Below are 15,062 nucleotides of genomic sequence, written 5' to 3' on the forward strand. Positions count from 1 at the left end.
GCCGTACACGGCGGAGGTGGGCCCGCCCTCCACCCGGTGGACCGGACGGCCTGCGCGATCGCCTCCATACGGTCGCCGTCGGTACGGCGTGCGGCTGTCGGACACCGGCGTGCACGAGTGGAGATCACGATGCGGCACGCAGCCGAACGCGTCGTGGAACGGGACGCTTCGAGGGCTATGTCCACCACGAACCGGAACACAGCATGGCGACGCGTGCGACCCCGCGCCCCGAAGCGGGCTGACCGGTACTCAGCCGCTCGCCCTGTCGTCAGGAGCGCGCCAGCCGGGCCGCGAGATAGGGGGCGGTGGCGCTGCGCCGGGCCTTCGCCACCTTGGCCGGCGGGCCTGCCGCGACCACCCGCCCGCCCTCGTCGCCGCCGCCCGGACCGAGGTCGATGACCCAGTCGGCGGTGGCGATCGCGTCCAGGTCGTGCTCGACGAGGACGACCGTGTTGCCGGCGTCGACGAGCCGGTGCAGCTGCCGCAGCAGTAGCGCGGTGTCCGAGGGGTGCAGTCCCGCCGTCGGCTCGTCGAGCAGGTAGAGCGCGTGCCCGCGGCGGGCTCGTTGCAGTTCGGTGGCCAGTTTGATGCGTTGCGCCTCACCGCCGCTGAGTTCCGTCGCGGGCTGGCCCAGCCGCAGGTACCCCAGTCCCACCTCGCGCAACGTCTCCAGACTGCGGGAGGCGGCGGGAAGGGCGGACAGGAACTCGGCGGCGGCGTCGACGGGCAGTGCGAGTACTTCCGCGATGTTCTTGCCGCGATAGGTGACTTCCAGCGTTTCGGCGTTGTACCGGGCACCTTCGCAGGTCGGGCACGGCGCGTAGGTGCCGGGCAGGAACAGCAGCTCCACCGCGACGAACCCTTCGCCCTGGCAAGTCTCGCACCGTCCCTCGGGCACGTTGAAGGAGAACCGTCCGGCCGAGTAGCCGCGCGCCCCGGCTTCGTCCGTCGCCGCGTACAGCTTGCGCACCGCGTCGAACATCCCGGTGTACGTGGCCAGGTTGGACCGGGGTGTTCGGCCGATGGGCCGTTGGTCGACCCGGACCAGCCGGTCGAACGACTCGACCCCCGACGTGTCCTGGACGTCGACCTCCAGCTGCGCCTCGTCGCGCTCCTCGGGCGCGACTCCGAGGTGACCGCGGACGACTTCGGCGAGCACCTGCGTCACCAGCGTCGACTTCCCGGAACCGGACACGCCCGTCACCGCCGTGAGCACACCGAGCGGCACGTCGACGGACACGTCGTGCAGGTTGTGGCGGGAGACGCCGCGCAGGCGCAGCCAGCCGTGCGGTGTGCGCGGGCGGTGCTCGAGCGGCTGGGCGCGTCCGAACAGGTACTGGCCCGTGGCCGACTCCCCGACCCGCTCGAGACCGGCGACGGGGCCGCTGTACAGCACGCGTCCGCCGCCCTCGCCCGCACCGGGACCGATGTCGACCACCCAGTCCGCCCGCCGCACCACGTCCATGTCGTGCTCCACGACGAACAGCGAGTTGCCCGCCGTCTTGAGGCGGTCCAGCACCTCCAGCAGCGGTTCCGCGTCGGCCGGGTGCAGGCCCGCGGAGGGTTCGTCGAGGACGTAGACGACGCCGAACAGCCCCGAGCGCAGCTGGGTGGCGATCCGCAGGCGCTGCGCCTCGCCCGGAGACAGGGTCGTCGAGCGGCGTCCGAGGCTGAGGTATCCCAGGCCCAGGTCGAGCAGTACCTCGATCCGCGCGACGAGATCGCCGCAGATCCGGACCGCGACCTCAGTCGTCTCCCCGGATCGGGCGGTCGACGTGGTGGCTCCGGCCCCGGACCGCACCGCGGCGGGCCGCAGCAATGCCACGACCTCGGTGAACGGCATCGCGTTGATCTCGGCGACGGAACGCCCGGCGAACGTCACGGCGAGCGCCTCGGGCCGCAGTCCACTGCCGTGACACGCGGGGCAGGGCACACTCCTCACGAACCGCAGCGCCCGTTCGCGCGCCTTCTCGCTCTTGGAGTCGGCGAGGACGTGCATGACGTGCTTGCGGGCGCTCCAGAACTTCCCCTGGTAGCCGTAGTCGACACGGTCCTCCTCCGGCTCGATGTATACGGAGGGCTGCTCCTCCGCATACAGCAGCCAGTCCCGGTCCTTCTTCCTGAGTCTGCGCCACGGCCGGTCGATGTCGATCCCCAGGCCGCGCACGACACTGCGCAGGTTGGCGCCCTGCCAGGCGCCCGGCCAGGCGGCGATCGCCCCCTCACGGATGCTCAACGAGGGATCCGGAACGAGCAGGTCCTCGGCGACGTCGTGCACGACGCCCAGTCCGTGGCACTGCGGGCAGGCGCCGGCCGCGGTGTTGGGGGAGAACGACTCGGCATCCAACCGCGCGGCCCCGGGCGGGTAGGTGCCGGCTCGGGAGTACAGCATGCGCAGCAGGTTCGACAGGGTGGTGAGGGTGCCGACCGTCGAACGCGAGCCGGGCGACCCACGTCGTTGCTGCAGGGCCACGGCCGGCGGCAGTCCGGTGATCTCCTGCACGTGCGGTGCGCCGACCTGTTGCAGCAGCCTTCGGGCGTACGGTGCCACGGACTCGAAGTAGCGCCGCTGTGCCTCCGCGTACAGCGTGCCGAAAGCGAGCGAGGACTTGCCCGAACCGGAGATGCCGGTGAAGGCGACCAGCGCGTCCCGCGGAACGTCGACATCGACGTTCCGCAGGTTGTTCTCGCCGGCGCCCCGGACACGCACGAAGGGGTCGGCCGCATTCTGGTTCACGGTTCCTGACTACCTGATCGGGCCGCGAACCGCGCGCCAGACGCCGCCCCGGGCCCCGAGAGTGTTCGAGCCGAGGAACCACGAGGAGATCTGACCGGGCCGCCTGCGCCTACCGGCAGGAGTCGGCGTGGTACGGGGCGTCGGCGTCGGCCGAGGACGCCCTGTGACCAGGTGCGATCACGGGGACGGTCGGCGACGAGAAGTCGTACGGGTGTCCCTCCCGGCAGCCGGCCCGTACAGTCCCGACCGCTACGGCTCCTTCATGCCCGTCTTCGACCCCGAGATCGACGAGGTGCCGGCCCGGGTGCTGTTCGAGGGCGATGGCACCGGGCGCCGGCTGAAGCTGCAGAAGATTCCGGGAACGTGGGTGCGGTTGCCGCCCGAGCAGCAGGAGCGGCTTCGGAAGCCGGGCGCACAACCCGACCAGGCCCCGGGCACCCACCCCGGCCACCGCGCACACGACGGGGGCACGGGCAAAGCACGGCAGGCGCTCCCACGGGGACTGACATCCCTTGAGCAGCGGGTCGAGCGAGGGGACGCCCACCGGGCCTGTGCCGAGCGGGCACGACGACCAGCGGGACAGGTCGCGGGGAACTTTCCGCGACGGCGGAAGGAAACCATGCCGACCTGGGTCAGCGTCCGGGCCGGCCGGCTCCGGCCACCGCCTTGTGCAGGGTGGAGGTCAGGGCCACGGCGAGACCGGCTGCGGCCGCGCTCCCGAGCGCCACCATTCCCACACCGATCACGAACAGGCCACTCGCGTCGTCCGACCAGTCGCAGGCCGCAGCCAGGGCCAGACCGCCCGAGGTGCCCAGCACCGCAGCCGTACCGTGCCCCCGAAACGCGGCCCAGCACACCGGTATCAGCAGCCCCAGCCCCAGCCCGATCACCTGCCACGCCTCGTAAGGCCCGGTCGTAGAGCCGTCGGGATGCACGTCACGGTGCTGGTCCCACCCCAGCCAGGCCGCCCACATCGCCGCCGCCACACCGGTGAGGAGCACGATCGTCATCGACAGGGGCACGGAACTGCGCTGCTCGTTCGTCATGGCCCCATCCTCCGGGCGTCCCTCGGCACGCGTCAGAGTGCAGGTACTCAGCCGTACCCGAGTAGGAAGCGCACTGCCCCGTACGTGGCCGGACCGAGGACACGGCCGGGCTGGCTCTGTCCACGAGAACGGGGTTCTGGCACACATTCCGCAAGGGCGGTGGTGGTCAGGACGGCGTGGTATTGGTTTCGTCCCACCTCCAACCAGTCCTCCGTGGAAACATCGAGTGTCACCAGGGGCGGGGTCTCCTCGCGGAAGTCGTAGGCAAGCGGCTCGCGGCTTCCGTCCCCGCCGACAACGACGGCGCCGGGGAAACGCCTCTGAAATTCACCGGCCTCGTCGTTGCCGATGAGCTCGTCCAGCGCGTCGATCACCAGGAAGTCGTCAGCGGGAGGAACCCGGCTCAGGCTCCCTGTAGTACCCGGGTAGTCCCGGGGAAACCACGCCCCGAAGTGGCGCTCGACCCGCACGATCCGGTCCTCGATCGCCTCGCGGAGGGTGCGCCCCATGGCGCCCTCGTCCCGCTTCTCACCGCTCTGGGCATCCTGCGTCTCGACGGTCTCGTCGGTGGATGTCGTCTTGGGGCGGTTCTCTTCGGGAACGGTCATGGTTCCTCCTCGGGGGTACGGGCGGATCTCGGGCGGGGTGGTCGGGCTGCTGCTCGGGAGGCGTGCCGCCCCCCCTTTCCGCCGCCCTCGTTCCCCCGGTCCGTCCCGTGAGCACGACCGCCGCTCTCCCGTCGGCCTCCGCGGCCTTCCGGGCCTGGCCGTCCTGCGGGGTGCCCGCTCCCTTGTCACTGCGCAGCACAGCCGCACTCCAGCGCGCCGGCAGACCGGGCGCCTCCAGCCGGTCGGCGACCTCCCCCGTGCCCCGCCGCGCGGACGGGGACGACCGGCGGGCGACCACCCAGCAACTCCGCAGCGCGGTGCGGCGGCCCCACCGTCCGCTCCGTCGCGACCACCGCAAGACGGTCCCGCTCCACCGCTCCGGCCACATGGCCCAGGACGTCGGCGCTGACCTGGTCGAGCCACTGGACGTCGTCCACCACCAGCGGACGCGGCGCCTCCCGCAGCGTCCGCGCGGCAAGGACGCGCAGCCGCAACCTGGTCGCGGCATCGATCTCCTCGCCCGCGTACGGCAGGAACTCCTCGGAGAGCCGCACCAGACCCGAACAGGGCAGCAGTTCGTCTCCCTGCCGACTGCGGATGCGCAGGACCTCACCGCTCCAGCGTTGGTACACGGCCTCCAGCAGGGTGCTCTTCCCGGCGCCCCACGGACCGTGGACGACGGCCCCACCGTGGCGGGCGAGCAATTCCGTCACCTCGCCGACGACGGTGTCGGAGGTGTCACGGACACGGCGGCGGCCGAACCCACCGCCGTCGGCGGACGAACGTCTGCCGCCCATGACGTCTGTGGTCGTGGACGCACGCTGGACGCCCTCCGGCTCCCCGACCAGAGCACCGACTCCTCCCGGGAGGAAACGGGGATCTCCCCTGCAGGGGAATCTCCCCGCAGCGGCGGGAAGGCCGGGTCCGCGGATCAGCCGGACTGCTCGTCCGACGAGACGGTGGAGCGCTTGAAACCTTGCTCATCGGCTTCTTCGGCAGGGAGCAGCACCATGTGCACCGATCCTCTCCGGCTCCACGCCGATGCGAGGCGAAGGACGGAGACGGTCTTCACGACGTCGGCGGTTCGGTTGGCGCCGCGGCAGATCATCCGCAGACGGGCCGACCCGAACAACGTCTGCTCGAAGCAGTCGAGTCTGCGCCGGCGGGTGTTGCGGGTTCGACGGTGTTCGTACAGCAGCCGGGCAACACACGCAGTCAACTCGTGCGAGACGCCGAGCACCGCAGGATACGCAACCACCGGAGTCCCTTCGGTCGCCGGGTGTCGGGTGAGATCACCACGCCGGCGATGAGGCATCCCGCCTCGTCACAAATCTCGCTGACCAGCCTTTTCACCCTTCAGCGCTGGAGCTGCCCGTGGACCTCGTCGGTGACCGTGACGCGCAGCTCGCGGCGGCCGGGGTGCGGAGCATGTCGCGATCCGCCTGCGAGCGGTCCGGGTCGGCCCCGTCTTCCACGAGTCGATGTCCTGACCGACCGGCAGGGCAGACCGGTCGGTGCGGGACAGCCTCGTACGGTCTCGTCCTCGCGGGTGAACCCGAACCCGCCGAGGCGGAGCGTTTCTCCGCCGAATCCTCGCGCCACGCGCGGTCGATGAGCGTCCCGGCCCCGGCGTGTCCGCGGGCCCGGGTCCGCTATGCCTACGGTCGTGATCACGAACATGCTGCGCGGTGCCGCCGCGTTCTGCCTCGTCCTGACCCCGCTCGCCCTCCCTCTCCCCACAGCAGGCGCGACCGCGATCGCTACGATGGTGCCTGCTCCGGAGGTTCTGCCGCTGGAGGACGCCGTCGGCCGGCTTCCCGTCGTCGAGGAGGACCGCACCGGCTACACGCGCGACTCCTTCAAGCACTGGAACACCGGTCTCGACGCGGCCGACGGGTGCGACACCCGCGACGAGGTCCTCCTCGCCGAAGCCGTCCAGGAGCCGGCCGTGGCGGCCGGCTGCAAGCTGTCCGGCGGGAAGTGGGACTCCTACTACGACGGCGTCGAGGTGGGCGAGGCGGACAATCTCGGCATCGACCACATGGTCCCCCTCGCCGAAGCCTGGGAATCCGGTGCCGGCACCTGGGACGCCGAGCGCCGGGAGGCCTACGCCAACGACCAGGGCGCCGCCGCCTCGCTCGTGGCGGTCACCGCGCGCACCATCCGCTCCAAGGCGGATCAGGACCCGGCCACCTGGATGCCGCCCCTGCCCGAGGCCCACTGTCGCTACATCGGTGAATGGACGGCCACGAAACTGCGCTGGGGCCTTGCCGCCGACCAGACCGAGGCCGAGGCGCTGAAGGTCTACGCCGAGGCCTGCGAAACCACCGTCGTCCACTACAGCCCCGCACCGTAACCCGGACGCACGGTCGCGTCGTGGCCCGTGCAGGGATACCGGGCACGGGGCACGACGCGGACCGTGAACGAGGTGGCGTACCGCAGCACAGCCGAAGCCGGAGTCGACGCGGCCCGGTGTTCACGCGCGGGCGCGGGCCACCTCCGCGTACAACGCCTTCACGTCGCACACCGGTTCGCCTCCTTCCCCCGGGCCGACGGGGCACCTCCGTGGAGGAGGCGTCGGTGACACCGAGGTGCCGGCACCACGACATTCAGCGGCCGACGCCCGGTGCCGTCAGCAGGACCGGCGGGGACGCGCCGCCGCGCGGAAAGGGGGCGTCCCCGCCTCGTACGAGTGGGGACCGCCCGTTCTCTTTCCGTACCGGATCACGCAGCTGCCGCCGCAGCCACCGGCCCGCGCTTCATCCGCCGCCCCTGCGAGAACACGGTGGCTCCCGGGTTGGCCACGGCCCAGGCCGCCGCCTTGCAGACCAGTTCCTTGTAGTACGCCGCCGTCCGGCCGGTCAGGACCCGGTCCTTCGAGGTGTCGTCGGCGCCGACGAACTGGATCAGGCCGTCCTTGCGGCCCAGCGAGATGCACTGGTTGAAGTAACGCAGTGGCACCTTCGGCTGCTTCAGGCCCGTCAGCTCCGCCGCGATGGCGTCCACGGCCTGCCAGGCCATCGGGGTGCCCGTGGCGCAGCTCATGCGCAGCGGCTTGCCGGCGCTGCCCATCGCGTAGCCCGCGTCGCCGCCCACGTAGATCTCGGGGTGCGAGACCGAGCGCATCATGCCGTCGACCACGATCTGCCCGTTCTCGGCCACCCGCAGACCGCCGGCCTCGGCAATCGGGTGGGTCGCGAAGCCCGTGGTCCACACGGTCGCATCGCTCGCGATGGTCTTGCCGTCCGCGGTCACCACCCGGTCCGCTTCGACGGCGGTGACCGCGGTGTGCTCGTGCGTCGTGATGCCGAGCTTGTCGAAGACCTTGCGCACGTGTGCCGCGCCCTTCCGGCTCAGCCAGTCGCCGAGCCCGCCGCGTGCGACGAGGGCGACGTCGAGGTCGGGGCGGGATTCGGCGATCTCGGTGACGGCCTCGACGCCGGTGAGTCCCCCGCCGACGACCAGGACCCTTCCGCCGGGGGCGAGGGACTCCAGACGCGAGCGAAGCCGCAGCGCACCGGCCCGGCTCGAGATCTCGTGGGCGTACTCGACGGCCCCCTGGACCCCGTGGTCGTTCCAGCGGCTTCCGAGGGCGTAGAGGAGGGTGTCGTACGCGAGCTCCTCTACGCCCGTGGCGCTCTCGACCCGTACGGACCTGCGGTCCGCCTCGACGGCAGTCACCTTCGCGAACTTCAACCGTACGCCGCTGCCCTCGAACATCGCGTCGAAGGGCCGGTGCTCGAGTTCCTGGCCGACGGCCAGCTGGTGGTTGCGGACCCGCTCGACGAAGTCCTCCTCGGCGTCGACGAGGGTGATCTCGACGTCGTCGCGGTGCAGTCGCTTGGCGAGACGGCCCGCTGCGGAGGCTCCGGCGTAGCCGGCGCCGAGGACGAGGATGCGGTGCTTGCGGGCGGTTCCAGCAGTCATGGTCCTGCTCCTGTTCTCACGCGGCCTGGCCTCTTGCAGGCTCCGCTCTGCCGCGGTCACGCCCCTTGAACCGGGCAGCCTTCGGATTCCTGACAAGATCCGGATGTGACCCGCACCACACGTGCCGCTGTGTACCTACCAGTCGGTCAGGGCCAGCGGCTCTCCCCGCCCGGCCGATGCCCAGACCTCCGTGGCCCGGTGCAGCTTGTCGGGGTTGACCTGGCTGCGGACCGCAACGATGCCCTTCTCGCTGCGCTCCAGGCACATGATCCCGAAGACTCGTTCCCCGACCACGATGACGAGGGCCGGGGAGCCGTTGGCAGTCGTCGCGTAGACCTCCGGGGTGGCGCCGCCGAGCATGCGGCGCTTGCTCTCGGCCGGCTTGAACAGTCCGCGCAGGAACTTCGCCACCGCGAGGGCGCCCTCGAACGGCGTTGTCTTCGCCGGGACCTTTCCGCCACCGTCACCGACCGCGACTGCGTCGGACGTCAGCAGCCTCACCAACGGCTCGATCCGTCCGCTGGTCGCCGCGGCCAGGAATTCCTCGACGATCCGTTTCGTCGCGGCCTGGTCGACCTCGGTGTGTGTTCTGCCAGCGGCGAGGTGCTTCTTGGCCCGTGAGAAGATCTGCTGGCTCGCGGCCTCGCTGATGTCGAGGATCTCGGCGATCTCGCGATGTCCGTACGCGAAGGCCTCCTTCAAGACGTACACCGCCCGCTCGTTGGGCGTCAGCCGTTCCATCAGTGTCAGTACGGCGTACGAGACCGATTCGCGCTGCTCGGCCGTGTCGGCCGGGCCGAGCATCGGGTCGCCTTCGAGCAGAGGTTCGGGCAGCCACTGGCCGGTGTAGGTCTCACGGCGGACGCGGGCCGAAGCGAGCTGGTTGAGGCAGAGGTTGGTGAGGACCTTGGTCAGCCAGGCATCGGGGATCTCGATCCGCCCGACGTCGGCTGCCTGCCAGCGCAGATACGTCTCCTGCACGAGGTCCTCGGCTTCCGCCGACGAGCCCAGCATTCGATAGGCGATGGCCTCCAGGCGGGGACGGGCGGCCTCGAAGCGCTCCACGTCGGTCGTCGTCAGCGGCATACGACCGATCGTAACTTGATCTTCGACCTGCGCGGCGGGGTTGCGAGGCGGTCGGTCGCCCGTCCCGGAGGCATGGTGGCGCCTGTCCTGCGGGGGCGAGTGGATTTCGGTGCCCTGGCCGGGCGGGGGCGCCGGCCCCTGCCTTGTCCGGCACGACGGTGGCAGGCGGCGTCGAACCTACGGTGGCCGCCTCGGCATGGGCGGCGGCAGGCTGCGCGGCGAAAACCCTCGGGTCGCCACAGGCGGTGGCGTTCTCGGACGGTGCGATCACATGATCGGCCGGACGAGTCCTGACGGGCCGCGTCCGACAAGGGGTCGCGGTCCGGGCAGGGCGGGCGCGGGGACGGGGCCGGGACCCGGTCGCGCGACCGACCCGTCCACGGCTCCTCCGGGGAGGCGCGCCTGACGAGCAGAGGGCGGCTGTTTCCCGGGAGAGCTCCTAAAGGTGGGCCAGGGCGAACGCCGACAAGAAGCCGATCACGGTGACCGGACCCGTCAGCAGGTGCACCCTGCCGTACGCCTCGGGGATCATCGTGTCCGCGATCATCGCCAGGATCGCCCCTCCGGCCACCGCCGTGATCGTCGCCATCACCGCCGCGGACACACCGCCCAGCAGGGCGTAGCCGGCCAGCGCAGCCAGGCCGCTGACCACGGCGATGCCTCCCCACAGGGCGAACACGTATCCGCGACCGCGTCCGGCGGCACGCATCCCGGCGGCGCTCGCGAGCCCCTCGGGCAGGTTGCTGATGAACACCGCGCCCACCGTCGCCACTCCCAGGTGCCCGCCCCCCAGCAGGCTGGTACCGATGACGACGGATTCCGGAACGCCGTCCAGCAGCGCTCCCAGGGCCATGGCGTTGCCCGATCCCGGCGCCTCTTCCTCGGAGGGCTGCTGCTCCCCGGAGCGCTTCCTGTGGCGCGCGCCGCGCCGCGCCAGGAGGGCGTTGGCCCCCGAGTACACGACGGCACCGCCGACGGCGCCCGTGACCACGGGCACCATGCCGGAGCGCTCGTACGCCTCGGCGATGAGCTCGAACGACACCGCGGCCATCAGGACGCCGCTGCCGAAGGCCATGACCAGAGCGATCAGCCGGGGCGGCACCCGCACCAGCGTGCCGACGGCCGCCCCCACCAGCAGGGCCGCCCCCGCGAACAGGCCCCATCCGCCCGCAACCAATGCTCCCGCCACAACCGGCCCCTCTCACCATCGTCGACAGACGCGGCCCTCCTACCCGCCGAACAACAGAGCAACTGACGCCGACGTGATCCCTTCCGGTACCCGGCAGGTATGGGCGGGGCGCGGCCGGGCATCCGGGCAAGGATCCGGCCGCACTCCCGGGCCGCCCGTCGACGTCGAGAAACTCCGAGGAGCGAGAAGGTGAAAGGATTCCGCAGCTTCATCCTGCGCGGAAACGTGGTCGACCTGGCCGTGGGCATCGTCATCGGGGCAGCGTTCACCGCGGTCGTCAACGGCTTCGTGAGCGCCTTCCTGACGCCCCTGGTCGGGCTGGCCGCCGGCGCCACCGGCGACATGAACCGCAAGACCTTCACCGTGGGCGCCACCCAGTTCCCCTACGGCGCCTTCATCAACGCGGTGATCAGCTTCGTGCTCCTCGCCAGTGCCCTGTACTTCCTCGTGGTACTGCCGATCAACAAGCTGCACGAACGTCTCGCGCCGCACCAGGACGTCCAGGCGCCCAAGCGGGACTGTCCCGAATGCCTCAGCCCCGTCCCGGCCCGGGCCCGCCGCTGCGCGGCATGCACCGCTCCCCTGCCTGCGGTACCCGTCCAGCCGGGGGACACGACCCGGCGCATCGAGTAGTCGGCGACCGGTGCGAACGCCCCCGGTGAGGAGGCGCTACAGCAGGGGCACGCTCATCGAGCATCGGGCCGGTGATCGCAGCGATCTCCCGTCGAGAACCCGCCGGCCAGTCGAACCCGTGCTGATCCAGAGCACCCCATGTCACGAAAGTCGAGCAGAACCTCTTCACCAAGGTCCACGCGTCAGCAGGTCAGAGGCCGAAATCCGCCGCCGTCAGGCCGAGCGCGGCACACGCCTCGCGGATGATCTGCTCCTCGGCAGGATCGATGAAGCCGTCCGCACCCGCGATCACGATGCCGGTCTGGATGACCGCCCGTGCCTCGGTGGGCTTCTTCGCCACCTTGGCGACCTCCTGAAGCACTGTCGACTTGCCCATGACGAAACCGGCAGAGAGCTGGTCGACATGCTTGTTGAAACGCTGGCGGAGCTGGTCGGCGGGGAAGTTCTGAAGCACGTCATCGGTGAGGATGAGCGATTCGACGTGTCGGCGCTCGGCCGGGTCGACCCGTCCGTCGGCGGCGGCCACCAGCGCGCACATGGCCATGGCGGCGTCCCGGAACCCTCCGCTCCTCAGCTCTGTCTTCAACGACGTGAGCTGCGACTTCAACGCGTTGACGAGCTCCGCCCTGGAACCGCCCCCGGACCGTGCGCCGGACGGTCCGTGACCGCCGGAGCCGCCGCGCGCCCCTTGGGCCTGCTGAAGGCCCCTGGCTGCCTGGTCCTTGATCCGATCCCACATCGCCACTCGTGCCACCTCGACTTCTGCTGCGCCGTCCCTCGCCGGGCACGCGTCATCACGCGCCACCCCGCCAACGCCTCCGCACGCCGCAAAGTTCCACCACCGCAACTGGCACGACATCCTCAGCGCACACGCCGCATCCGAGCGAACCCTTTTCCTCCCGCTCCTGAGCGGATCGCCGGGCGGACGGTGCTGGCTCTCCAGTGCTCACCGCTGGTGCGGTACGTGCCGACGACAGTGGTCGACGCGCTCTGCGCGTCCCGGCCCGCCGGCGACCGGGACCTCGCCTTCGGCACCCTGCCGCCGTCGGCGGACCTCGCGGGGCCGCGGGTCCGACGCCCCCGGGTCCGTCACCCCTGCGCGCCGGCGCCGAGGCTCGCGCGGAGCAGCGCCGCCTCCTCGTCGAGGTGGCGCAGGAGGGCTTCGAGGGCGGGTGCGGTGGGCGGCCTCGGTGACGCCCACCGTGCTTCCCACCGAGGGAAGTCCGACCGGCAGCGCGGCGAGGTGCTCGTCGTCACGCAGGACCAGTTCGGGCAGGAGCGCCACCATGTCGGTCTGGAGGAGCAGGGCCCGCATCGTGAGGACGGAGGTGCACTCCACCCGGTCGATGGGGAGCGGCAGTCCCCGGTCGGCGGAGAGGGCGCCCAGTTCCTGGCGCAGGGCGGTCTGTTCGACCGGCAGGATCCACGGGTGGGCGAGCGCGTCGGTGAGCGCGACGGTGCCTCCGGCCGGTCCTTCCGTCAGGAGCGGGTGTCCGGCGCGGACGGCGAGCCGGACGGGCTCGCGGTAGAGCATCCGTTGCCGCAGCGCGTCGCCGGCGGCGGGGGCGGGCCCCACCCGGCCGACGGTGAAGTCGAGTTCGCCGCCGAGCAGGGCAGGGTGGAGGACGTCGGGGGTGCCTTCGCGGACCACGATGGTGAGCCGGGGGCGCTCCTTCTTGAGGCGGGCCACGGCCCGGGGCAGCAGGACGTTGGCACCGGCGAGCAGGGTGCCCACGGTGACCGTGCCGTCCTGGCCCCGGCACAGTCCGGTGAGGTGTTCCCTGGCCCGCCGGATCTCGGTGACCACCGCGCGGGCGTGGCCGACGAGTGCCTCGCCGTAGACGGTGGGCCGCATGCCGCGCGGGACGCGGACGAAGAGCGGGAATTCGGCGATGGCCTCCAGTTCGCGCAGGGTGCGGGCGGCGGCGGGCTGGGTGAGGTGGAGGCTCTCCGCCGCCCGTACGACACTTCCGTGGTCGTACACCGCGATGAGCAGGGTCAGGTGCCGGAACTTCAGCCGGCCGTCCAGGAGGTCCACCGTCGGGGCTCCTTCCGGGGAGGCGGTCGGGATCCCGCACCCGGAGTGGCAGCGATCTGTGACGGGGAGTCAGTCCTCGGTCCGGTTCCCGCCCCGGACGGCCTCCCGGTCCCGCGCCGAGGCCACGTGCCCGGCAGCTGCCACCACGGCCTCGACGAGCGGTTCCGTGCGGTTCTCCCTCAGCCAGGCGAGGCCCGCCGTCGACGGGGGAAGGTCCGTGACCTCGACGTAGCGGATGCCGGGGCGCGGGAAGAGGGCGCGCGCGGCGGCCGGCAGGAAACACATGCCCTTGCCCTGGGCCACGAGGTGCAGAAGGCCCTCCAGGTCCGAGGCGACGGGTCCGTAGCGGACCGGGGTGCCGTCGGGTCGCGGGTCGGCGGCCCAGAAGTCCCACCAGAGCCGTGGCACCTGCGGCGGGACGTCGATCACCGGGTGGCGTGCCAGCTCGGCGAGGGCGATCCGGTCGCGGTCCACGAGCGGGTCGCTCGCGGAGAGACAGGCCAGCCGCGGTTCCGTGGCCAGGTGTTGCACCTCGACGCCGGGCGGGACCGGCGGACGGAGGAAGGCGACGTCGACGTCATGGCGGAACAGGGCGTCGAAGTGGTCGGCGAAGTGGAGGCTGCGTACGTCCACCTGGACCAACGGGTGCCGTTCGTGGAGCAGACGCAGCACGGCATGCGTGTAGGGCATCGCCGCTTCCGCGCCGATGGTGCCGACGACGAGCCGTCCGGAGAGCCTGCGCGCCTGGGTCGAAGCGCTGCGGCTCAGCCGGTCCATGGCCGCCACCACACCGCGTGCGTCCGCCAGCAGCATCCGGCCCTGCGGGGTGAGCGTCACGGCGCGGCTCGAACGGTCGAACAGCCGCACCCCGAGGCGTCTTTCCAGGTCTCTGATCTGCTGGCTCAGCGCCGACTGCGTGATGAACAGCCGGGCGGCGGCGCGCGAGAAGTGGAGTTCCTCCGCGAGGACGACGAACAGCCGGAGTTGATGGGCGCTCGGCGTCCGCGGGTCGGGACCCGTCGGCGCGGCGCCTTCAGCAGCCGTTTCGCCAGTAACCATGATGAATCCCTTATCGATCGTCTTTCATGTCGCATGGCCACAAGTGATGACATGAACAGAGTGCGAGTGGAAGGCTCGGCTCTCAAGCGACGCCCCGTGACAACTCCTCGGTTCCGCAGGGGCGTCCGACCATTGCTTTCTCGACGACGGGGGCCGAAACATGTTCGTGAGACGAGCGGTGGCGATGCTCGCCGCCTTCCTGGCCGTGCTGTTCGGCGCCGGCGCCGTTCAGGCGTCGTCGCCGCAGGCCGGCACGACCGTCCGCGCGGTGCGGAGCGCGCCGCCTGCGGCCGAGGCCGCGCCCCCCGCGGCCCGGGCGTCGTGCACCGCCCGCAACGTCAGCCATTACGACGCGTACACGGGGCGCACCTGGACGCGTGACTGGGTGTGCGGCAATCGTGCCGGCGCCCCGCTGTACGGCTGCGCCAGCTTCATCGCCGCCTGCGGGGTGATCGGCTGGATCGACACCTCGACGAGCTGGTTCGTGTGCTGGGGCCGCGGCGCCGCGCACAACGGTGGCAACGACATCTGGTACTACACCATGGGCGACCGCGTCGCTCCCGGTCGCGACGGCAATCACGGATGGGGCTTCATCCCCGCCGTCGACGTGTGGACGTCGACCGATCCCTGGCCCGGCATGACGGAGTGCAACATCCCGTAGACCGCCGGGAGTCGCCCGCCCCGCCCGCTCCGGCGGAGCCCTTCACGTCCCGCCGGGGGTTCAGCGCAGCGGTTCCGC

At 71.4% G+C, this 15,062-nt stretch carries 14 protein-coding genes; 3 read left to right on the forward strand and 11 right to left on the reverse strand.

Annotated features, from left to right (window positions below; all coding sequences use genetic code 11):
* Positions 1–268 precede the first annotated feature (268 nt).
* The 5 genes from uvrA to CP977_RS35455 form a co-directional block, all read right to left on the reverse strand.
* Entirely contained in the window at positions 269–2,737 is a 2,469-nt protein-coding gene (gene uvrA / locus CP977_RS01395) for an excinuclease ABC subunit UvrA (protein WP_109186195.1), read from the reverse strand.
* A gap of 632 nt (positions 2,738–3,369) precedes the next feature.
* Positions 3,370–3,783 carry a hypothetical protein gene (locus CP977_RS01400; protein WP_229991514.1) on the reverse strand — a complete coding sequence of 138 codons (414 nt, stop codon included), beginning with the start codon at positions 3,781–3,783 and terminating at the stop codon, positions 3,370–3,372.
* 47 nt (positions 3,784–3,830) lie between these two features.
* Positions 3,831–4,391 (reverse strand): hypothetical protein, encoded by a 561-nt coding sequence (locus tag CP977_RS01405; protein WP_079131633.1) that lies wholly within the window; start codon positions 4,389–4,391, stop codon positions 3,831–3,833.
* A 185-nt stretch (positions 4,392–4,576) separates the two neighbouring features.
* A complete protein-coding gene (locus CP977_RS01415; protein ID WP_062760872.1) occupies positions 4,577–5,188 on the reverse strand; it encodes an ATP-binding protein in 612 nt (203 codons plus the stop codon).
* A 134-nt stretch (positions 5,189–5,322) separates the two neighbouring features.
* Complete coding sequence (locus tag CP977_RS35455) at positions 5,323–5,649, reverse strand: hypothetical protein (RefSeq protein ID WP_159072884.1); 327 nt, start codon at positions 5,647–5,649, stop codon at positions 5,323–5,325.
* 408 nt (positions 5,650–6,057) lie between these two features.
* On the opposite strand from CP977_RS35455, the gene CP977_RS01425 reads away from it, so the two are divergent.
* Positions 6,058–6,747: an HNH endonuclease family protein gene (locus CP977_RS01425; protein WP_062761220.1), complete on the forward strand. Its 690-nt coding sequence runs from the start codon at positions 6,058–6,060 to the stop codon at positions 6,745–6,747.
* Positions 6,748–7,115: 368 nt separating this feature from the next.
* On the opposite strand, the gene CP977_RS01430 is transcribed toward CP977_RS01425, so the two are convergent.
* The 3 genes from CP977_RS01430 to CP977_RS01440 all read right to left on the reverse strand — a co-directional run bounded on the left by CP977_RS01430 (position 7,116) and on the right by CP977_RS01440 (position 10,593).
* Positions 7,116–8,318: an NAD(P)/FAD-dependent oxidoreductase gene (locus CP977_RS01430; RefSeq protein WP_062760874.1), complete on the reverse strand. Its 1,203-nt coding sequence runs from the start codon at positions 8,316–8,318 to the stop codon at positions 7,116–7,118.
* A gap of 135 nt (positions 8,319–8,453) precedes the next feature.
* Positions 8,454–9,404: an RNA polymerase sigma factor SigJ gene (sigJ, locus tag CP977_RS01435; RefSeq protein ID WP_109186199.1), complete on the reverse strand. Its 951-nt coding sequence runs from the start codon at positions 9,402–9,404 to the stop codon at positions 8,454–8,456.
* Positions 9,405–9,843: 439 nt separating this feature from the next.
* A complete protein-coding gene (locus CP977_RS01440) occupies positions 9,844–10,593 on the reverse strand; it encodes a ZIP family metal transporter (RefSeq protein WP_062760876.1) in 750 nt (249 codons plus the stop codon).
* Positions 10,594–10,782: 189 nt separating this feature from the next.
* Between CP977_RS01440 and mscL the strand changes: the two genes are divergently transcribed.
* A complete protein-coding gene (mscL, locus tag CP977_RS01445) occupies positions 10,783–11,226 on the forward strand; it encodes a large conductance mechanosensitive channel protein MscL (protein WP_152369464.1) in 444 nt (147 codons plus the stop codon).
* A gap of 190 nt (positions 11,227–11,416) precedes the next feature.
* Here mscL and CP977_RS01450 read toward each other — a convergent pair whose 3' ends face one another.
* The 3 genes from CP977_RS01450 to CP977_RS01460 all read right to left on the reverse strand — a co-directional run bounded on the left by CP977_RS01450 (position 11,417) and on the right by CP977_RS01460 (position 14,323).
* Positions 11,417–11,971 (reverse strand): tellurite resistance TerB family protein, encoded by a 555-nt coding sequence (locus CP977_RS01450; protein ID WP_062761222.1) that lies wholly within the window; start codon positions 11,969–11,971, stop codon positions 11,417–11,419.
* A gap of 201 nt (positions 11,972–12,172) precedes the next feature.
* Entirely contained in the window at positions 12,173–13,264 is a 1,092-nt protein-coding gene (locus CP977_RS01455; RefSeq protein WP_372460664.1) for a LysR substrate-binding domain-containing protein, read from the reverse strand.
* A 69-nt stretch (positions 13,265–13,333) separates the two neighbouring features.
* Positions 13,334–14,323, reverse strand: a complete 990-nt coding sequence (locus CP977_RS01460; protein WP_079131634.1) for a LysR family transcriptional regulator — start codon at positions 14,321–14,323, stop codon at positions 13,334–13,336.
* Between the two features lie 160 nt (positions 14,324–14,483).
* Here CP977_RS01460 and CP977_RS01465 point away from each other — a divergent pair, with 160 nt between their 5' ends.
* Complete coding sequence (locus tag CP977_RS01465) at positions 14,484–14,984, forward strand: hypothetical protein (RefSeq protein ID WP_152369465.1); 501 nt, start codon at positions 14,484–14,486, stop codon at positions 14,982–14,984.
* The last annotated feature ends 78 nt before the right edge of the window (positions 14,985–15,062 follow it).

It is taken from the genome of Streptomyces cinereoruber (assembly GCF_009299385.1).
Classification (GTDB): Bacteria; Actinomycetota; Actinomycetes; order Streptomycetales; family Streptomycetaceae; genus Streptomyces; species Streptomyces bikiniensis.